Source organism: Phycisphaerales bacterium (genome assembly GCA_016716475.1).
In the GTDB taxonomy this organism is placed as follows: domain Bacteria; phylum Planctomycetota; class Phycisphaerae; order UBA1845; family Fen-1342; genus JADJWG01.
In genome coordinates this window covers 1,126,092-1,145,878 of the sequence record JADJWG010000001.1, presented here as the reverse complement: position 1 = coordinate 1,145,878, position 19,787 = coordinate 1,126,092, and the positions used below count along the sequence as shown (strand labels likewise).

Sequence of the window (19,787 nt, the reverse complement as noted above, 5' to 3'; positions counted from 1 at the left end):
TTATGACCGGAAATTCTGCAACCTACTGACGTGTCCATTGTTATGGGCCTTGGGGTAAGTGCTGTGTTGTACTATTGATGGGGGAGCGCGGCGGGTAAAGCAGGTGAAATGCGGCCGGCAGCAGTGGCGGGCGCCGCTCCCGGATTCTCCTTGACCGGTCCGAGTCATTGCGGCATACTCATGAATTGAATCGCCGCATTTGTTTTGGAGTGGCGGGAAGTATCACAGTCCACCAGTCTGAGGAGCTGCGGTGTTCGCAGCCCGTTCCAGTTTTGCAGCGGTGACTTGGGTCGGTGGCACGCGGGCATTCGGTGTCCGGCACCATGGGCAGGCGTTCCTCGCCGCTACCGATGGGGGCCATCGCTGAAACAGAACGGACTTTGCAGGAGTATTGGGTGTTTGGACGCTGATCGCAGGCGGCACAGCGCGGACATGGTGGGCGCAGGTGACCGACGCGGGAGTGGAGAAAACATGATGAGAAGGGTGATTGGCTGGAGCGTGGTGTTTGTCGTGCTGGCGACCGTGCCGGCTATGGCGGCGTTTACCGCGAATCTTGGGCCGGCGCACTCGAACCTGGGCGGCTTCGGCGGTGGTTCCTTCGGTGTGCACTTGGCCGGTAATGTGCCGAGTTACCTGAAGTTTGGCCCGAGCGCCGGCGAGAACTGGGGCTCAGGCAAGAGCGACATCCCTTGGGGTCGCACGTTCTGCGTGGAGGGTGTGGTGTTCAGCACGAACACCAACTACAACGCAACGGTCGACGGTTCGATTCTGTATGGCAACAACCCGCCGAACACCGCCCAGGTCCTGACGTTGACGCCTGACACACGAAGAGTGTTTGCAAACTATGTGCTCGGTAATTTTGGTGTGATCGGGCCGGGTGACACGGACAAGAACCGCGCCATGCAGGCGTACTTCTGGGACCAGCAGCAGGTGCGGTCGGACGGTCTTTATACTGCCGGCATGTGGTACAACGCACTAACGCTGTCACAGAAGAACTACTACGACAATACGCTGGTCGCTGCGAGCATCACGGGCAAAGAGGGCCTGATTCGGGTGCTGAACCTCTGGCAGGGCACCCCGTATGTCGGAACGGACAAGCAGAGCCACCTCGTGATGATCCCCGCGCCTGCGGCAGCCCTCCTGGGTCTGATCGGCCTTGGGCTGGCGGGTCGCGTGAAGCGCTGGTTGGACTAACTGAGCAGAGGATCCTGTTGGCGAGTGGTGCGCGAGCTCCACACGCTCGACAGTGAAGATGTGAATGAGCGCACCGCGTCCGGCTCTGTGCCGCGCGGTGCGTTCATTTGTTAAGGGCAGGGCGCGGACTCCGGGTGGCGATTCCCCAAGATGTCAGCGCGGCAACGGCAACCCAATACGGTGACGATGGTTCGGACCTGTAACGATCGGGGGTAAGTGGAAGTTGGGAGCGCTTGACTGTCGTCACTCCAGAAAGCGTGCCTGGGTAGCTGCCAGAGATCCATGAAGCGATTCATACTGATGCCAGTTTTGGGCGTCGGATCCAGGCGAATTGATGGATCGATTCGTCGCTCCCCTGCTGACAACACCAGCCGTCCATCTCCGGCCTTGACGGATTCTGGTCTATGTGGCACACTAACACTCAGAATCTCCGCTTTACCACTTTTCAGCGGAGTGGCCGAAGTTTCACACTTCCTTCTGGAGGCTGCGGTGTGCGCAGCCCGTTCAGTATTCTCGGCGGTGACTCGGGTCAGGGGCCCCGGGCTTGGGGTGTCCGTCATCGCGCACAGGGGAAACCTGTTGCTGCTGACACAGTTGCGCAGGGAAACGGAACGATGGTCGCAAAGGGCGCGGAAACTCGGTTGGGATACACGCGGCGAGTGGCGCGGGAACGATGAAGCGAACAGACTCGCCACGGGAGAGGAGGCACTGTCATGAGAAGGGTGTTCGGATGGAGCGTCGCACTGGCTGTGCTGGCGGCGTTGCCGGCGCAGGCGGCGTTCAACTTCCGGTGGCAACCCGGAAATGGCAACAACTGGGCAAATCCCTATGTCAATCTTACAGCCGTGGCCCAGGTGAAGCTGCAGACTGTTCCTGGGGGCTCAAACGGTGGACCATTCCGGGTCGAACTGGCTGGGAATGTAGCGAATCAGCTTCCGTATTACGATTCTCCACCGGCCGCAATCGGGCAGACGCTGTTCCAGACATGGTGCATCGAGAGCCAGATCAACTTCTCGCCGAACACGGCGTATTGGGCGAGTGTTGATCCCGTGGCGTATTCAGGCGGAGGCGGCGGTGGCCTCAACGGCGACGCAGTTTCCAACGTTTCCGAGTGGATTTATGACCAGTGGAAGGGAGGTAACCTTAACGCCTATAACAACAATACCATTCGCGATGCGCTCTGGCGCGCCGAGGGCGAAGGTGGCGCCGCGAATGCTGTCTACAACTTGGCGGTTGCGGGCATCGGCGGTGTCGGCAACATCGGCCTGGCAAAGCACACGTGGGCGCTGAACCTGTGGGTCATGCAGTGGGATCAGGCCGCGAACGCGTGGTACGCCACGGATGTACAGTCGCACTTGATCACAATTCCGGCGCCGGCGGCGCTGTTGCTCGGCCTGGTCGGGATCACCGTGCTGGCGCGCATGCGCCGCTTGCTGATGTAGTTTGATGAGCACTCTCCGGGCGCGCGGCGTTTTGATGGCGTAGTGCGCCTGCCGAGATGGATTGGAGCATCCCGGTTCGGCTCAAGACCGAACCGGGATGCCTGCTTCGTAGGTGTATGCTTGGAGTACTCCACGCCTCGCGTGACACGGCGACGCGCTGGAATGCGCTCGACACCCGGGTGAAGTTTTCGCCGCACGGTAACGGGTTTGTCTTCGCGGCTGGCTCATCCTGGAGTATTCGCCCCGGGTCTCAGATTCGCCATCCGCTCCAGCGCCCGGATCATCGCTTGCGTTCCGCGACGTGCCCCGTCCGGCTCGGCCTCCACACTGCGAAACAACTGCTGCGCCAGTGCCGTGCCCGGTAGCGGCAACCCCAGGTGCTGGGCGGCCGCCTGCACGATCCGCAGGTCCTTCTGCATCAACCCGATCATGAAGGCCGGTTCGAACTCACCCGCCGCGATCCGCGGCCCGAGTTGACTCCATGCCCACGAACCTCCGGCGCCGGATTCCAGCGTCTCCAGCGCGACGGAGAGGTCGAGTCCGCTGCGGCGGGCCAGCAGCAGCGCCTCGCAGACGCCGATCATGTTGACCGCGCACAGGATCTGGTTGCACGCCTTGAGCGCTTGGCCGCTGCCGCTGGGTCCGACGTGCACGACGCGGCGGCCGAGGTGCGCCAGCAGCGGGGCGACCCGTTCGAACGCGACCGGCGGACCGCCGACCATGATCGTAAGTGTGGCCTCCCGTGCGCCGACATCGCCGCCCGTCACCGGCGCATCGAGCAGCGTCACCTCCTGCGTGGCGAGCCGCTCGGCGAAAGCCCGGGTCGTGTCCGGACAGATCGTTGAGCAGTCGATGACCACGCTGCCCGGACGCAGGTGCCCAGCGGCACCGTGCGGACCGAACAGTACCGCCTCCACGTCCGGGGTGTCCGGCACCATCGTGAAGAGCACTTCGCAGTGCGCGGCCAACGCGGCCGGCGAATCCGCCCATTGGGCCCCCGCCGCCAGCAGCGGTTCCGCCCGGGCGCGGGTCCGGGTGAAGACGTGTAGCGTATAACCGGCACGGCGCAGATGCGCTGCCATCGGAGCGCCCATGATGCCAAGACCGATGAAGCCGAGTGGCGGTGCAGACATCGCGATTCCTGCACGGTACGACTCGTGCGCCGGCACTGGGGATTCGGCACACGCCAGGGCGCTAGGCGCGCTCTTCTTCTTCCTCGGCGGGCTGTTCCGTTGCCGTTTCCGCCACGGGCTCGGCCGTCGCCCGCGCCGGGGCGGGCTCGTGAGTCGCCTCGTCGAGCTCGCCTTCGAGTTCGTCCGCGCGCTCACCCACGCTTTCGTCCACGCTCTCGTCCTCATCCTCGTCGTGTTCGGTCTCGTCGACCTGCACGTCGGCGAAGGCGTCCTTGAGGGCGGAGAGAATCATGATCATGTGCCGCCCGTCCATGGACGGCGGCCGCTCGACTTTCACACGCTGGCCGAAGAAAGCCAACAGGTCGCGGAAAATGTCGAAGGCGATTTCCTTGCGGAAGCGCTCGCGTCCGCGGAACTGCATCGTGAACTGGACCTTGTGACCCTTCTTGAAGAAGCGGATCGCGCGATTGAGCTTGATCTCGCGGTCGTGCGTATCCGTCTTGGGCCGGAGGCGGACCTCCTTGGTCAACTGCTCGTGATGCTTCTTCGACTTCTTCTTCTGCGTGTACTTCCACTTGCCGTAGTTCATGATGCGGCAGACGGGCGGGCGCACGTTGGGCTGCACCTCGACCAGGTCGAGACCGGCTTCGCGCGCCATGCGGAGCGCCTCGTGGGCGGGCATCACCCCCAACTGCTCGTTGGCCTCGTTGATCACGCGGATCGGTGAGATCCGGATCTGATCGTTGGTCCGAAGGTTCTGATTGATGGACTTCACCTGCCTTTCATGGATGACAGCCGGAGTGGCTCGTCATCAGGGCGCCGTCGCCTGGCCTGCGGCGGCGGGGATTTCCTGTCCCCGGGTTGCGATCTCCTGCGCGCATGCGGCCAGGAACTCGGGCAAGCTGAAACTGCCATACTGCTTGCCGTCGCGCGTGCGCACGTTGACGGTCTGGTCTGCGGCTTCCTGCTCGCCGACCACGAGGATATAGGGAATCTTCAGCAGCGCCGCGTTGCGGATCTTGGCGCTGATGCGGTCGCCGCTTTCGTCGATCTCGACGCGCACACTCGCGGCGCGCAGCGCCTCGTAGACCGCGCGGGCATAGGCCGACGACTTCTCGCTGATCGAGCACACCCGCACCTGGATCGGCGCCAGCCAGAGCGGAAACGCGCCGGCGAAATGCTCGATCAGGATGCCGACGAACCGCTCGAAGCTCCCGAAGGGGGCGCGGTGCACCATGATCGGCCGGTGCTCCGCATTGTCGTCGCCGATGTAGGTGAGCTGGAAGCGCTCCGGCAGGTTGTAATCGACCTGCACGGTACCGAGCTGCCAGTCGCGGCCGAGGCAGTCCTTCACCACGAAGTCGATTTTCGGGCCATAGAATGCGGCTTCCCCCCGCGCCTCGGTGGACTGCATGCCCGTGCGTCGCACCGCTTCCCGCACCGCGGCCTCGGCCTGGGTCCAGTTCTCACGGCTGCCGATGTACTTGTCACTGTCGTCACGGAGGCCGATGCGGACGCGGTAATCGGTCAGGCCGATGACGCGCAGAACCAGCTCGGCCATCTCCACGCAGCCGATGATTTCATCCTGCAACTGAGCGGGCGTGCAGAAGATGTGCGCATCGTCCTGGCAGAAGCCGCGCACGCGCGTCATTCCGTTGACTTCCCCCGATTGCTCGTAGCGGTACACCTGGCCGAACTCGGCCAGCCGCACCGGCAGATCGCGATAACTCCGCGGTTCCGATGCGTAGATCCGCACGTGGTGTGGGCAGTTCATCGGCCGCAGCAGGTAACCATCCTCGACCGAGAGCCAGTTGCGGATGCGCCGCAGCCGTTCCTCCATGGGCAGGTCGATCGGATAGCCGGCCTTGAGCAGGTCGGCATGCTCGGCCGCGATGGAGTCGAAGAGCTCCAGTTCCGCGGTGCTGGCGCGCGGGGCATTCGAGGCCCGGGCCAGTTCCCACAACCGGTTCAACTGGCGGGCGCGGTCCGACTCATAGAGCGGTGGGTACTGGCTGTCCTTGTAATAGGGGAAGTGTCCGCTCGTGCGATAGAGGTCGAGCTTCCCGATGTGCGGCGTGTAGACCGACTGGTAGCCGCGCCGCAGCAACTCCTCGAGGATGAATGATTCCAGCACGCGCCGCAGTACCGCCCCGCGCGGCTTCCACAGCACCAGTCCGGTGCCGACCGACGCGTCGAGCAGAAACAAACCAAGTTCCTGGCCGATCTTGCGGTGGTCGCGCTTGCGGGCCTCCTCGAGCCGGTCGAGGTGCATGCGCAGTGCCTTGCGATCGGGCCAGGTCGTGCCGTACACGCGCTGCAATTGCTGCTTGGTGGCATCACCGTGCCAGTAGGCGCCGGAGACCTGCATGACCTTGAACGCGCCCACCTTTCCACTGCTCGGCACATGCGGACCGCGGCACAGGTCTTCGAAGCAGCCCGACGCGACCGATCCGGTTACGTAGAAGCTGAGCACGTCGCCGCCGGCCCGCTCCGCATTGTCCAGCTTGTAAGGATTACCTTCCTGCGAAAGTTTCTGCAGCGCTGCCGCTCGTGGCACCTCGTACCGCGTGAAGGGCCGATCCTCCTTCACGATCTCCGCCATCTTCGCCTCGATCCGGGCGAAGTCCTCCGGCGTCAGCGGATGATCCAGCTCCATGTCGTAGTAGAACCCATTCTCAACCGGTGGCCCGTACGCCAGCTTCGTCTGTGGCCAGAGTGCGCAGATGGCCTCGGCCATCACGTGTGCGCAGCTATGGCGGGCCACTTCGAGGCCGGCGGGGTCGTCCAACGTCAGGGCCACCAACTCGACCTCGGGACCGGGAAGCGGACGGTGCAGATCGATGACCTGGTCGTTAACGCGGGCAGCGACGGCGCGCCGGGCCAGGCCCGGTGCGACGGCTGCCAGTACGTCGGCCGCGGACGAACCGTCCGGGTGCTCGACGACCTGGCCGTCGGGAAGGCGAACCTTCAGCATGCGGGAAACTTCCTCATGGGCGTGGAGTGTGCCGGGCGTCGGAGGCGCCGCGGGGGGATGGACACCCGCTCGCAGAGCAATGTCTCTGGATGGACGAGCAGGTCGGCGCGCGGCCCGGGCTCCCGCCTGTGTTACTGTCCATCACGATGTTGCCCTGAAGTCCATCATCTTCGACGCATTCCAGCCACGAGTGAGACGCGGGCGCAACAGCGCCGCTAGTCAATCACTCTACCCGTTCGTGCCGGGAAGTCAACCGAAATCGGTCTGTTGGCGCAGAAAGCCGTCCAGATCCGTTTCAACGTCGCGCCCGGGGCGTGGTTGGTGCCGCCGACACGGGTTCCGCACCCCTGAGTGTCATCCCGTCGCCGACCCCACCCAGCCGCATGTCACCCTGAAAGAGGTTCGATTGGAACGAGTACATCATGGTTGTCAGCATCAGGAAGAGTACCGGCAGTACCAGTCCCTGGCCCGAGACCCAGCTTCGAAATGTGGTCCCGATGACCGGCACAGTCGCGGAGCTCATTCCCACGAAACCAATCACCAGTCCTGCGGCCCCCACGAAGCTGGATAACAACACCACCATCGACCGCCGCGCCAGCATCGTGACGACCGTACCGGCCAGCGCCAACAACGCGCCTACGCACCACACCGGCCAGCCACGCAGCCCGACCTGTTCGGGCAGGTACAGTCCCAGATATCCCCAGATGGCGACCGCGGACAGAAACATCCCCCAACCGGTCCATGCGATCGCCGACCCCGCCACCAGCACCGCTCCCAGAACGGGTAGCAGCCATTCTGCGGGAGTCTGCACCAGCGGTGTGGCGAAGTTCCCCATGGCAGCGCCGACCAAGGCGCCGATGATGGCCAGCATGACACGACGGACCTTGAAGCCCCACACACCGAGGACCAGCCCCGCGATGAAGATCACAACGCCCGTCGCGGCCGACTGCGTTGCCACCCAGGTAATCACAATGTCCTGAAGCTGCACCATTGGCAGGGTCCTCGCAGCATGGCAGGGTCGGCGGTGGCCGCGATCCTGGCGCGCGCGAGATCCCGCGCGCGGCTGTGCGTCCTTCTCTCATCGACTGGGTGGGAGTGAGAACTGTGGCGAACAAAGTGGCTGGACAGTCAAGGCCCGATAAGGTGTGCGTTGGGTCATGATGTGGCGCCTGGGCTCAACATTGGGCGACGTTGACCAGCAGTGGCGCGAGGACGTTCAGCTTGCGCTGCCGCACGGCGGGAAAGCCCGCGTCGGTGAGTAGTTGGCGCATTTCGGCCCAGGGGACATGGTAGACATTCCGCTCGATACCGGTGACGACGAGGTCGAAGATGAGCCAGCCGATGACGTTATCGCGGAAGCCGTCAACCAGGATCAGCAGTCCCCCCGGCTTGAGCACGCGGAGAAAGCCGCGCACGACAGCCGCCTGGTGCGGATAGTGGTGGAAGGAATTACAGCAGGTCAGCACGTCGAAGGATGCGGCGGGAAGGGGAGGTGCTCCGAATCGCCTTCGATGGCCTCGACCTTCGCGCCGTGCGGCGAGGCCGCGATCTTCTCGCGCAATTGCGCAACCATCACAGGTGAGTAGTCGAGTCCCACGAGCCGCTTCGCCGCTGGAAATGCTGCCAGCAGGTTCACGAAGCGGCCGGTGCCGCAGCCCACGTCGAGCACCGAGAAATCCCCACCGCCCCGCGCCGCATGCCAGCGCAGAATCTCTTCCTGGCACGCGCGGATCGTGGGGAAGAATACCAGCTCATTGAGCAGTGATCGATCGTAGCTCAGGGCCCACTTGTCGAACTGCACACGGGCGGCATCGAGTACGAGGGCGCTTGCGGCCGCCGGCGGAGAGACGGTACCTACTGAATCAGCCATGCAGAACCTCGTACGCTCCGTAGCTGAGAGGCGTCAGGGTGAGTTCGATCAGCCCGCTGCCGGCCGGCACAGCGGTGAGTTGCCACTTCCCAACCGGAAAGGGTAGCGCGTGGGTAGATGCAGGCGGGCACATCCCGAGGACGTTGCTCAGCGGCAGTGCGATGGCCGCATGTGCCAGTTGCGAACCGGGAGGAACCGTCATCAGCACTCACGCTCCACGCATGCACACCTGGACCGGTGTGATAGGCAACACCCCGCGTAGTATACGAGATCGTAGCCGGGCTCAAAGCGGTTTTCTGTGACTAGGGCGATGGCAGGATCAGGTTGCCGAGAGTGGCGGGTGAGTACACGTTGCCCTGGGTGCCCGACCACGTCGAATATTCTCCGCGCCGCGCATCGAGACGCGTGACGTTGGCCCCCCAAAGCTGCGCGCGGCGTCCGGCGGGTCCGAAGGCCTCGAATGGCAACGCGAGCTCCACGATCCAGGCGTCGCGCTCGATCGCAACCGCCGCTCGCGCTCCGGTCGGCCAGAATTCAGCCCGGCCCATCGGTGGCTCCGTGCGGCAGCCGCGTGTCGCGAGCAGCAGGCCGCTCGGCTTCAATTGGAGACAGTACACATCGCCGCTTGTGCCGGTCGCCACCCCGCGTGGATCCAGCAGGATCTCCACCACGTCCTGGCCCCAAGGTGTGGTGCCATCGAGTTCGATCCGATTGTCCGCGCGCCAGAGCGGCGGCTCGCCCGGCCGCAAAGCGCACCGCACGGCAATGTAGAGGTGATCCGCATCAAATGCGAAGAAGGCCTGCGTGGGCAGGGTTGGACGAGCGGCGCGCGACGCGCTGTTGGGCTCACTCGGCCGTGTCAGGCGGAAGTCGCCGAGCGTGTTGCTGGTCCCCAGTGGCCAGTCGGAGAGTTGTCCATCGATGTGCGGCGGGTCCGTGACGGCCTGGGCGGTGGCGACCGCGAGCCGCGCCGGCACACGCAATTGGCCGAGTGCTGCCGATTCCAGTGTGAACTCGCAGGGGTAGACCCCGTCGACGTGGTAGGGAAACGCCGTCAGCTCGAGCGGAATGGGTACCGCTCGTCGTCCCCCCGGTTCCACTGCTGTGCGCAGCTCCTCGGTGATACGCCAGCCGGGTGGCGCTGATGACAATGTCCAGCGGGCCTCCCACGGCCGGTTTGTCAGGTTAAGCACGCTCGCGAGGGCGGTCGCCCGCAGGGCTCCCGCTTGCGTGTGTAGTCGCACTCCGTCGATGCGGACGCGTACCTGCTCGGCGCGGCTCATCAACGCGCTCCATTGCGCGAGATTCTGAATCTGCCGCTGCCGGGTCGCGGGGTCCGGCGTGAAGGTGCCCGCCAGTTCAGCCAGCATCAGCCGCCGTGCGAGACCCAGCACCCAGGTTTCCCGTGGCCACCCGCTGTCGCGCGTCGTGCTGAGGTTGTCCAGGCACGCGTCCGTGAAGGCCCAGCGCTGCACGTGTCCTGCGAGCGTTTGTGCAAGGAGCGGTTTCCCGTTTTCCTCTAACAGCCGTAATAGCTCGTAGTCCTGCAAGCCACGACGCAGCCGCTTCAAGCGGACCGATGGCACCGGGGTCTCACGCAGGCCGTAATCCGCGCCGGGGTACACGAGTGCCCCACCACGCCAGGGTTCCAGGGCCGTCGCGGGGCCGCTGCGACCCTCGAACTCCGCGGCGTGCTCCAGCCAGATGCCTTCGCAACCGTAGCGGTACGCCTGCCACGCAAGCACGCGCGGGTCGTTGGCCACCGAGCCGACCTCGGTCGTGGGGCTGTAAGGCGGCCACGCCGGTAGCAGCCAGCCCTCCCGACCGAGGTTGCGTTCGGCTTGGACGGCTTCGGGTTCATACCAGTTCGCCGGTGGCGCCCAGATGCTCACCCCCTCCACGTCGATCGCCGGTGCTTCGTGCCACCCGAGCCCGCGCAGCGACCGCGCCGGCAGGTGCGCCACGAGTGGCAGCTGCGTCTCGCTCTGCTGCTGAATGCCGCCGAAGCGCCGCACGCGCGCGACCGTCTCCAGCGATAGAACGGTCGGCGGCAGCGGGCGGAAGAGCAGTCGTGCGGGCCATCTGCGGTTCGCGAAGTGTCGCTCGCATTCGGCCAGGTACGCGGACAGCACGCGCGCGTAGCGCGGGCTGTCGAGTCCGTCGAAACGTTCTGCGGCCGGGTGCGCGCTGCTGGCCGGCACCGGCCACACGTCCAATGGCACACGGTCCTCGAATGCCCGACCGGTGAGCCAGCCCTCCACGAGCGCGTCATATTCGGCCCAGCGCACCTCGACGCGTCGCTCGTCCAACAGGCGGAAACGCGGGAATGACGCCCACAGAACCGGATTGGTGCGGTGCTCCTGGAACAGCGCCATGGTCGCATCCACGAGGCGCCGCGCCGGTTCGTGTAACGGCAACTCGGGCAGGATGCGCGTATCCTCGGCGGAGGTTCGTGGCCAGCCCAGTTGTCGCGTCAGCAGATCGCGCGGATCGATCCGGCATACTACCGGCAGACTGCGCGTGCTCGGCAACAGGACGGGCAGCACCTCGAGCCGCACTTCACACTGGAATACAACCGTGCCATCACCGGTCGCCACGACCTCCAGCCGGCCGCGGTAGTCTCCCGGCGTAGCCGTCGGCGGCACACGCAGGTCGAGCCACACCAGTTCATTCCGCGGTTCGGTGAGCACGACCGGACCGCCGCCGCGCGGGGCATTCCACGGGACGAGCACGTCCGGGACCAGTGTTGGAAGCGCCGGTTGACCCGTATGCACCGGATACCAGTTGCGGAATTGCTCGATCCGTGTGAGTTGTGCACGATAAAGTCGCCAGGTACGGTTGGCTGGCAGCCGCCCACTGATGCTGATGAGATCGCTGACGCGGACATCGAACGGGCCCGCGGGTGGCGCGTTCGTGCGCAGGGCCAGTTGCACACCGAGGATCTCATTCAGTGCCGCCGTGAGTCGCAATTCGCCCGCGCTGGCGGAGAAGATCTCGTTCTCCGGTTGCGGTGGCGTGCTAAGCGTGAGCTCCTCGCCACCATCGACAAGCCAACAGGTCACACCCCGTGGCCCCGGCCCAACGCAGCCGCCGACTCCGAAGAGGACCATTGCGACCAGCGCTCGCAGGATGCGAACCTGTGCAGAGCACGAACGGTCGCCGGCTCCAAGGGCCCGTGCAACCCGCGCGCTCATCAATGACGGGGCTCGGGCCACTTCTGTACCTCGTAGAGCTTGCGGGGCGACTCGGGATGCCCGGTGCGGGCAGAAAGATAGATCGCATCCAGCAGGGCACTCACCGCCAGGTGTCGGTCCAGGGGCGCCAGTGCCCGATCGCGGGTGTGCGCGCGCACCATTTCGGCAAACCGCAGCAGTTCGTGCGCCAGGAAATCCCCTGGCAGCGGGCGGCGATCGAAGGCGGTTCCGGCTGGATCCACCAGTTGGACCTCGTCGGGTGTCAGCGTGGCCGTCGCCCCAGGGCCATGATGCACGGTGCGCTGCTCGTTCGGCGGCAGATCCCAGGTGGCCCTCACCACGGCCATGCCACCGTGGCTGTAGCGCAAGATCGCGATTGCCGTGTCCTCGGCCTCGCGTGGCAAGCTGCCGAGTGGGCTGCGATAGTGCCCGACCGCACCGACAGCCGTCTCCGGTAGCCCGCGTACCGCGATCAAGGCCTCCAATGGGGCGTAGGCGCAATCCACCAGCGCCCCGCCCGCACTTTCGCCCAGTCCCGCCCGCCACGAGGTAATTGCCGGACCAGGCGCGCTGGCGGATACCTCCGACAGCCGCGGTTCGAAATTTTCCGGCCAGGCCACCTCGTGCCAGACGTGATCGACTACGTATTCCCACCACGATGCGACGCGATACAACGTGTCAAGCTGCCGCACGCGCGTCAGGCATTCGGTCGCTTCGGCGAACGAGCGCCCCACGGGCGGCAGTCGCCACACGTGCAGGCCCTGCTCAGCCGCCAGGTCGGCCAGGGTAAGGTCCTCGCGAGTGGAGGTTGCCAGCAGCACTGCTTCCAGGTTGCTCTCGGCCAGCAGAATGCGCGGGTCGTCGTAGCTCGGTACCGCGGGCAGCCGTTGGTCGATGGGCACGCGGGCCTGCCCCAGCGGGTGCAGCAGGACGCACTCCGTGACCGCAGCGCGCAGGCGCTCCGCGCCGTCGCCGTCGGCGATCAGACCGACGCGCACGGGCCCCTGTCCGGTGGGTGGATTGTGGGATCGCGTCATGCGTTTATAATAAGGGGTGGGGTGGCAAGTCCGGCTGGTGTCTCATGAAGGTGCTGATGCGCTCCGTGGCCGTCGTCCTGGTACTGGGTATCGCGGCGTCTCTGCATGCCGATATTCTGCACCTGCGCGACGGTTCCCGCCACTCCGGCGAGGTGGTTCGACAGACGGATACACACATTTACTTCCGTGTGCGCCTGCCGGATGGCTCTGGCGCGCTGATTCGCAGTTTTCCGCGCGCTCGCATCGTGCGCATTGAACCAGGCCAATTGCCGGAAGCCCCCCGCCCCGCCCCGGCACCCGCGCGACGCGCGGCCGACGTGTCCCTCCGTTACACGCAGATGCTGCGCGAAGCCGTCGAATTGTCCGCGGATGACGACCCACTGGCCGCCCTGCGAGCGCTGCAGAAGGCCGTGCTGAACGCGCCCCCGGACGTCCTCCTGCGCCTTGAACAGACTGCGCTCGAATTGCAGAGCCGGTCCCTGGATGAGTGGCTGGCACATACCCGCCTCACCGCGGTTGGCAGCGGGGCCGTTTTTCGCATTACTTACACGACCCCCTACGAGCGCCCCGCGCTGGGGCGGCTGGTAGCCGCCGAGCTCGAAGCGCGGTTGAACCGCCGGCACGCCGGCCGAACTGTCGCCGAATGGGCCGCGCAGCACGAGGACTATCGTACGTTGCGTCCAGAAACGCGTGCGTTGGTGGCCGACACGACTCGTGCAGTGGCCCTGATCGCCACACAACTGCGCTGGGATCCTGCCTTGGAGGTAGATCGCGCAGAGCGCGTTCGCCTGCGCGCACTGCGCACCGAACTCAGCCGCCTCGCCGCGCATCTGCTCGCGCTGCCTGGTTATACCGAAGCGCCCCACCCCGTTATGTCCCAGGACGATCCCGCCGCTGCCGTTGCCGCTGAACTGGCTGCGGCCGCAACCCAATCCGCACCGGCCGCCCCGCTGCCGGACGACACAGGCGACGCGGTCGATCCTTCTGAGCTCGAACCCTCCGACATGGACTCGGCCCCCGAGGCCGATCCGGCGCCACCCTCCGAGGAACCCCCAGCGCCCGGCCCGGGCGCACACCAGGAGCCCCCGCGATGACGTCGACATCGACCCCGTTGCACAAGACCGATCTCCCCGAGCTCGCCAACCGCGGAAAGGTTCGGGACGTTTACAACCTCGGCGGCAAACTCATGATCGTCGCGACCGATCGCGTCTCCGCTTTCGACGTTGTCATGGATCAGCCCGTCCCCGGTAAGGGCATCCTCCTGACGGAGCTTAGCCGCTTCTGGCTCGAGACTTTGTCGGCTTGCCAACCGCACCACCTCGAATACGTCGTCTCCGACGAGCGTGTCCCCGCGTCCTACGAACCGTATGTCGCACAACTTCGTGGCCGGGCCATGGTGGTCAAACGTGTCGAGATTCTTCCCATCGAGTGCATCGTCCGGGGCTACATCGCGGGCAGTGGCTGGAAGGAGTACCAGCAGCGGGGCACCATCTGCGGAATCGAGCTGCCGCCCGGTCTTCGCAAGAGCGAACAGCTCCCGGAGCCCATCTTCACGCCGACGACCAAGGCCACGGTGGGCCACGACGAAGCGGTCACCTGGGCGCAGGCGGAGGAGATCCTCGATTCCTTTCTTACTCAGAAGCGCAGCCGACCCGGTGGTGCCCGCGAGCTGCTTGCGCAGGTCCGTGACCGCTCGCTCGCGATCTACCGCCAGGCCGCCGATTACGCCGCCGCCCGCGGCCTGCTGCTGGCGGATACCAAGTTTGAATTCGGACTCTTCAATGGCGAATTGCTGCTTGCGGATGAGGTGCTCACTCCGGATTCATCACGTTTCTGGCCGACCGACCGCTACGAAGTCGGGGTCGATCAGACCAGCTTCGACAAGCAGGTGCTGCGCGATTACCTCGAAACCCTTGCCTGGAACAAGCAGCCACCCCCGCCCCCACTGCCGCCGGACGTGATCGCGAAGCTGCAGGCCGCGTACGAGGATGCTTATCGTCGCCTGACGGCCTGAGGTCCGGCCGACCACGACGGTTGGCGCTGCCAGGTGTCAAGCGCGGTTGGATGGCGAGGAGGGAACCATGGGGTGGCCGGCCCTGTATGCCGGCCCCGCTTCCCGCGCGTTGTAGTCTACACGCGGCCCAGCCGCTCCAGCACGCCGCGCAGGAGCAGCGGCCACACCAGCGTCGCGTCGGCGTAAACCTCTGCGTGCCGACCGCCCTCTTTCTCCGAGACGAACTTGCCCCACGACACGCCTTCGGAATAGGTACAGCCCGACAGCCCGCCCCAATGGACCGGCTCCGGGCAGATGCGAATCGCGTACTGGAATCGCAGAAATGCGCCAAACTTCCCCGCCGTGCGGCGATCCAGGATTTCACCGAGTGGGCCGACCTGTTGTGCCCAGTTGCGCGGCACGCCGCCGCCGATCGTCACGATCCCCAGGCGCTTCGCGGCACAGCACCGCGCGTAGTAGTCGTGGATGTCCCGCAGGAGGTCGATCTGCACGGGCGGCCGACCGTGCTCCGCCGCGATCTGATTGTGAACGTAGACGTCCAGCCCCAATTCGCTATCCGTGAAACCCGGCACGTAGACCGGGACCTGTTTGGCCGCGGCCGACTGCAGGATGCCGCGCCCCTGGTGCTGCTGACGCACATAATCGCCGATGCGCCAATTCAATTCGTGACTGCCGACCGGGGTCCCCGGGGGCAACTGTTCGAGCACATGCTGCATGATGACGGCGGCCTCTTCGAGGTTCGCCTCCAGTTCGAGCGTGTCGTATACCCGGCAATAGCCCGCGTCATAAAGCTGCTCATCCGACCAGTGCGGATCGTGGCGGAAGTGTGTGTGTCCGCTCTGCTCGATCAGCCCGTGGCACATCAGCGCGCCGGTGCTCACCACGGCATGCACGAGGCCCTGGTCGATCATCTCGGTGATCAGCAGGCCCTGCTTGGCAATGGTCATGGCGCCCGACAGCGTCAGTACGACGAAGCAGTCCGGATCCTTGGCCATTTCAACCAGGATGTCAGCCGCCTCACCGAGACTGCGGCCGCTGAAGGCGGTCCGGCTCATGGCGGCGAGCAGTTCGGAGGCGGTGGCGGTCTGGGTGACGTCGATCGGGTTGAGTGGTTTGAACTGGTGCGACCAACCATCGGAAAGGCGGTCGTTCCCGCGCGACTTATCGTGCTCCTCATGCGTGGGCATGCGTCGTACTCCTGTGGGCCTGGTGCGGTCGGGCCGGTCCGCCGCGCTGGGGCGCAGGGTAGCGCGGCCTTCAGGGGTGGTGTATCCGACCCCGCTGTTGGCGTCCAGTCATATCGCGGCACGCGCGGCGCGCAGCCACGTCAGCCACGGTGCGAGGCCCGCCCCGGATTTCGGTGCGCACTCGATGAGCGGAGCGTGTGTATTGATCCGGGCGAGGTCTGCGAGCACGATCGCCCGGTTGAACTCCACCACGCTGAGCAGATCGGTCTTGGTGAGCAGGATCACGTCGGCGGGTTGGAAGAGTGTCGGGTACTTCGCGACTTTGTCATCACCCTCGGGCACACTCAGCAGTACCGCGCGCCGCTGCTCGCCGAGGTCGTGCGCCGCGGGACAAACCATGTTCCCGACGTTCTCGATGAAGACATACTCGATGCCGGCAAGTGTCAAAGTGTCGAGTCCGGCGGCGACCTGCGCCGGAGACAGGTGACACCCGCGGCCCGTGTTGATCTGCGTGACGGCGCTGCCTGTGACACCGAGCCGCTCTGCGTCGCGCGTGGTTTGCAGGTCACCCACCAACACGGCACACCGTGCCGGTCCCAGCGCTGTAAGCGTTTGCTGCAGCAACGTCGTTTTGCCGCTGCCTGGCGCGCTCATCACGTTCACCGCCAGGACACCTGCCGCGGTAAAGCGCGCCCGGTTGTTCGCCGCTGCGGCGGCATCGGCTTTCAGCACACTCTCCACCACCTGGATCTTCACGCGCTGCTCCCGTCGCCCGCCGTGGCCTGATCCGCGACGACCGCTGCCAGCACGATATCGTCGCCGGCGACGAACGTCACATCCGCCGCGCCGCATGTGCGGCACAGGTAGTCGTCGATTTCCGGGGCGAACTCCGTGGCGCAGCCGTTGCAACGTGCTCGCAGCGGCTCTTCGTGCAGAATCAGCCGCGCCGCGGCCGCCACGGTGTTCTCGCTTACGACCTCGAACGCGGTCTGGAGCGCCGCGGGCACAATCTGCCGCCGCGCGCCGCACACCAGTTCGATTTCGGCGATATGTAGGAGCCGCTCACGCGCCGCCAGTGCCAGCACCTGCGCCAACACCTGCATGGCAATCGTGACTTCGTGCACCTGGTCCTGCTCCGCGCCGCGCGCCGTACTGCGATTTAGCAGATGCGCGGCAGTTCTTCGCCGTAGGGTCGCTGGATGATGCGCCGCCCGCCGGCCCGCGTGATGAGCTCGGCGAGTGGGGGTTGCATGTCCGTCAGGCGGCCGATGTCGGCCGCGTTTCGCCCGCGCGGCAGCGCGCGCCAGGCGTCGAGCACCGCGGCGGCGGCGTCCGGTGCGACCACGACGACGCATTTGCCTTCGTTCGCGACGGTCAGCGGATCCAACCCGAGCAACTCGGCCGCATGGCGCGCGGCCGGCGTCAGCGGAATCCGGGCCTCGTCAACCTCGACGTTCCAGCCGCTCGCCGCACACAGGTCCGCCAGCACGCCCGCGAGACCGCCGCGGGTCGCGTCGCGTGCGAAGCGCACCCCGCCGGTCGCGAAGGCCGCCGCAAGGATCGCGTGCAGCGGCGCCACGTCGCTGCGCAGCGGCGAGGTGAATTCCAGCCCGGCGCGCACCGACATGATGGCGAGGCCGTGCTCCGCGATGGGTCCGTTGATCAGAATGCGGTCGCCCGGTTGCACGCGGCTCGCCATGGGGTGGACGTCTGTCGGCCGCCAGCCGATTCCGGCGGTGTTGATCAGCAGTCCGGCCGTAGTGCCCGGGGGCTGGTCGTCGTCGGCCGCCGCGCTACTGGATTCGATATTCCGGAAGCGGCGCTCGATGACCTTGGTATCGCCGGTAACGACCTGTACGCCGGCTTCGCGCGCGGTTGCCGCGATGCTCGCCATGATCCGGTCGAGCGTGGTGAGCGGCAGCCCTTCTTCGAGGATCAGCCCGAGACTCAGCGCCTGTGGGGTCGCACCCATGACGGCAAGGTCATTCACCGTGCCGGCCACCGCGAGCCGGCCGATGTCGCCACCGGGAAATTCGATCGGCGTGACCACGTAGGAGTCCGTGGTGAACACCAGTTCCTGCCCGGCCGCCGCGGGCGGAGGTGAGATTGCCGCACTGTCCTCAAGGCGGTCGAGGAGTGCATTCGCCAGCGGCGGGAGCACATGGCGCTGGAGCAGGCGGGCCGTCAGTTCGCCCCCGCCCCCGTGGGCCACGACGATGCGGTCATACGGATCCGTGGTGCCCGCCCCGCCTTTCACGAGGTCGCCCTCACGCCGCCCACGCGATGATACTTGTACCAGGCGGCGCAGGTCCCTTCGCTGCTCACCATGCAGGGCCCGAGGGGATCGAGCGGATGGCACCGTTCGCTAAAGGCCGGGCACTCGGGTGGCTCGACCCGGCCGGTGATGACCTCGCCGCAGCGGCATAACGGGTGCTCTTCATCCGTGCCCAGCGTCAGGCCGAACCGCTCCAAGGCATCGAAACGCCGCCAGGCAGCACCGAGCCCGAGCCCGCTTTGCGGGATGGTGCCAAGGGCGCGCCACGGGGTGTCCTCGGCGGTGAACACTTCCTGGAGCAGCGCGCGCGCGACGGTATTGCCGGCCGCGGTGACCGCGACCGAGTAGGCGTTCTCGACCTCCGCGCGGTTCGCCACGAGCTGCCGCAACACCGCGGCCAGGCCAGCCAGCACCGTCGGGGGCTCAAAGCCGGTGACGACAACCGGCCGGTGGTACTGCGCACAGACCGGTGCATAGGCCGCCGCGCCGATGATGACGCTGACGTGCCCTGGTGCAAGGAAACCGGCCAGGCCACCGTTCGTCGATGCCGCTTGTCCGCCTGCACTCCGCTGTTCCTCCGCGAGCAGCGCCAGCATCGCCGGCACGATCAACTTGTGGAAGCTCAGAACAGAGAAGTTGCCGATCTCCCGTCCGGCCGCTGCCCGTACCGTGGCCGCTGTGGCCGGCGCGGTGGTCTCGAAGCCGACCGCGAGGAAGACGACTTGCCGGTCGGGCAGTGCCAGCGCGAGTTCGAGTGCCGTGCGGGCCGAGTTGACAATGCGGACATCGGCGCCCGCGGCGCGCAGGCGTTCGAGGGAGCCCTTGCGACCCGGAACGCGCAACATATCGCCATAGGTGGCCAGGGTGATGCCCGGCTGCGCGGCGAGGTCGAGGGCGGCGTCGATGTGCCGTTGCGCGGTGACACACACGGGGCAGCCCGGACCACTGATCAGGCGAACCTGTGGTGGTAGCATGGTGCGCAAGCCGGTGCGGAAGATCGAGACGGTGTGGGTTCCGCAGACTTCCATCACCCCGACACGCCGGTCCAGTTGCTCGGCGAGTGTATGGATCTCGTCCCGCAGCGACGCGCTGGAGGCGGTCACGGTGTGCCGTCCCGCCGGGGCGCAGGTGGCCGCAGACGATCGGCCAGTACGGGCGCTGCGCCATGCGTTTCGCCGAGGGTGGGATTGAACTCTTCGGCGAGTGCGCCATCTTCACCGAAGGCAGCATGCAGGTAGTCCCACGTTTCGCGGGCGGCTTCCTCGTCCAGTTCGGTGATTGAGAAGCCGGCGTGGACAAGGACCCACGAACCCACCCCGGCCGTAGGGGTCATCACGCGGCTGATGAGGAGTCGATTGCCGAGCAGGTCGACCACCGCGTCCTCACCCTCGCACGCTACGACTCGCGCGGGCACGGCCAGACACATGGCAACTCTCCTGACAGGGGGGGCGGGGTGCCGGACTCGCC

19 protein-coding genes are annotated in these 19,787 nt (G+C 66.0%); 4 read left to right on the top strand and 15 right to left on the bottom strand.

What is annotated here, in order from left to right; all coding sequences use genetic code 11:
• The first annotated feature begins 471 nt into the window (after positions 1-471).
• Both IPM18_04730 and IPM18_04725 read left to right on the top strand, forming a co-directional pair.
• Positions 472-1,194 (top strand): hypothetical protein, encoded by a 723-nt coding sequence (locus tag IPM18_04730; GenBank protein ID MBK9118896.1) that lies wholly within the window; start codon positions 472-474, stop codon positions 1,192-1,194.
• A 713-nt stretch (positions 1,195-1,907) separates the two neighbouring features.
• Positions 1,908-2,636: a hypothetical protein gene (locus IPM18_04725; protein ID MBK9118895.1), complete on the top strand. Its 729-nt coding sequence runs from the start codon at positions 1,908-1,910 to the stop codon at positions 2,634-2,636.
• Positions 2,637-2,860: 224 nt separating this feature from the next.
• Here IPM18_04725 and IPM18_04720 read toward each other — a convergent pair whose 3' ends face one another.
• The 9 genes from IPM18_04720 to IPM18_04680 all read right to left on the bottom strand — a co-directional run bounded on the left by IPM18_04720 (position 2,861) and on the right by IPM18_04680 (position 12,844).
• On the bottom strand, positions 2,861-3,769 hold the full coding sequence (locus IPM18_04720) for an NAD(P)-dependent oxidoreductase (GenBank protein MBK9118894.1): 909 nt from the start codon (positions 3,767-3,769) through the stop codon (positions 2,861-2,863).
• Between the two features lie 61 nt (positions 3,770-3,830).
• On the bottom strand, positions 3,831-4,544 hold the full coding sequence (locus IPM18_04715) for a translation initiation factor IF-3 (protein MBK9118893.1): 714 nt from the start codon (positions 4,542-4,544) through the stop codon (positions 3,831-3,833).
• Between the two features lie 36 nt (positions 4,545-4,580).
• Positions 4,581-6,743 (bottom strand): threonine--tRNA ligase, encoded by a 2,163-nt coding sequence (locus IPM18_04710; GenBank protein MBK9118892.1) that lies wholly within the window; start codon positions 6,741-6,743, stop codon positions 4,581-4,583.
• Between the two features lie 295 nt (positions 6,744-7,038).
• Positions 7,039-7,734 carry a hypothetical protein gene (locus IPM18_04705; protein MBK9118891.1) on the bottom strand — a complete coding sequence of 232 codons (696 nt, stop codon included), beginning with the start codon at positions 7,732-7,734 and terminating at the stop codon, positions 7,039-7,041.
• A 184-nt stretch (positions 7,735-7,918) separates the two neighbouring features.
• Positions 7,919-8,158 carry a hypothetical protein gene (locus tag IPM18_04700; GenBank protein MBK9118890.1) on the bottom strand — a complete coding sequence of 80 codons (240 nt, stop codon included), beginning with the start codon at positions 8,156-8,158 and terminating at the stop codon, positions 7,919-7,921.
• Positions 8,159-8,202: 44 nt separating this feature from the next.
• The gene (locus tag IPM18_04695; protein ID MBK9118889.1) at positions 8,203-8,613 is read right to left on the bottom strand and encodes a methyltransferase domain-containing protein; all 411 of its coding nucleotides are present in this window, start codon (positions 8,611-8,613) and stop codon (positions 8,203-8,205) included.
• Positions 8,606-8,815: a hypothetical protein gene (locus tag IPM18_04690; protein ID MBK9118888.1), complete on the bottom strand. Its 210-nt coding sequence runs from the start codon at positions 8,813-8,815 to the stop codon at positions 8,606-8,608. The genes IPM18_04695 and IPM18_04690 overlap by 8 nt, the downstream gene beginning before the upstream one ends.
• Positions 8,816-8,915: 100 nt before the next feature.
• Complete coding sequence (locus IPM18_04685; GenBank protein ID MBK9118887.1) at positions 8,916-11,807, bottom strand: DUF4091 domain-containing protein; 2,892 nt, start codon at positions 11,805-11,807, stop codon at positions 8,916-8,918.
• The gene (locus tag IPM18_04680; protein ID MBK9118886.1) at positions 11,807-12,844 is read right to left on the bottom strand and encodes a hypothetical protein; all 1,038 of its coding nucleotides are present in this window, start codon (positions 12,842-12,844) and stop codon (positions 11,807-11,809) included. The genes IPM18_04685 and IPM18_04680 overlap by 1 nt, the downstream gene beginning before the upstream one ends.
• A 44-nt stretch (positions 12,845-12,888) precedes the next feature.
• Between IPM18_04680 and IPM18_04675 the strand changes: the two genes are divergently transcribed.
• Positions 12,889-13,938, top strand: coding sequence for a hypothetical protein (locus tag IPM18_04675; protein MBK9118885.1), 1,050 nt, complete (start codon positions 12,889-12,891; stop codon positions 13,936-13,938).
• Positions 13,935-14,858, top strand: a complete 924-nt coding sequence (locus IPM18_04670; GenBank protein MBK9118884.1) for a phosphoribosylaminoimidazolesuccinocarboxamide synthase — start codon at positions 13,935-13,937, stop codon at positions 14,856-14,858. Before IPM18_04675 ends, IPM18_04670 begins: the two co-directional genes overlap by 4 nt.
• A 116-nt stretch (positions 14,859-14,974) precedes the next feature.
• Here the strand turns inward: IPM18_04670 and IPM18_04665 are convergent, their stop codons facing one another.
• From IPM18_04665 to IPM18_04640, 6 genes are all read right to left on the bottom strand, one after another.
• Positions 14,975-16,045: a deoxyhypusine synthase family protein gene (locus IPM18_04665; protein MBK9118883.1), complete on the bottom strand. Its 1,071-nt coding sequence runs from the start codon at positions 16,043-16,045 to the stop codon at positions 14,975-14,977.
• Between the two features lie 108 nt (positions 16,046-16,153).
• A complete protein-coding gene (hypB, locus tag IPM18_04660; GenBank protein MBK9118882.1) occupies positions 16,154-16,801 on the bottom strand; it encodes a hydrogenase nickel incorporation protein HypB in 648 nt (215 codons plus the stop codon).
• Positions 16,798-17,169 carry a hydrogenase maturation nickel metallochaperone HypA gene (locus tag IPM18_04655; GenBank protein MBK9118881.1) on the bottom strand — a complete coding sequence of 124 codons (372 nt, stop codon included), beginning with the start codon at positions 17,167-17,169 and terminating at the stop codon, positions 16,798-16,800. Before IPM18_04655 ends, hypB begins: the two co-directional genes overlap by 4 nt.
• 35 nt (positions 17,170-17,204) lie before the next feature.
• Entirely contained in the window at positions 17,205-18,302 is a 1,098-nt protein-coding gene (gene hypE / locus IPM18_04650; protein MBK9118880.1) for a hydrogenase expression/formation protein HypE, read from the bottom strand.
• Entirely contained in the window at positions 18,299-19,423 is a 1,125-nt protein-coding gene (gene hypD, locus IPM18_04645) for a hydrogenase formation protein HypD (GenBank protein MBK9118879.1), read from the bottom strand. The genes hypE and hypD overlap by 4 nt, the downstream gene beginning before the upstream one ends.
• Complete coding sequence (locus IPM18_04640; GenBank protein MBK9118878.1) at positions 19,420-19,746, bottom strand: HypC/HybG/HupF family hydrogenase formation chaperone; 327 nt, start codon at positions 19,744-19,746, stop codon at positions 19,420-19,422. Before IPM18_04640 ends, hypD begins: the two co-directional genes overlap by 4 nt.
• Positions 19,747-19,787: the final 41 nt, after the last annotated feature.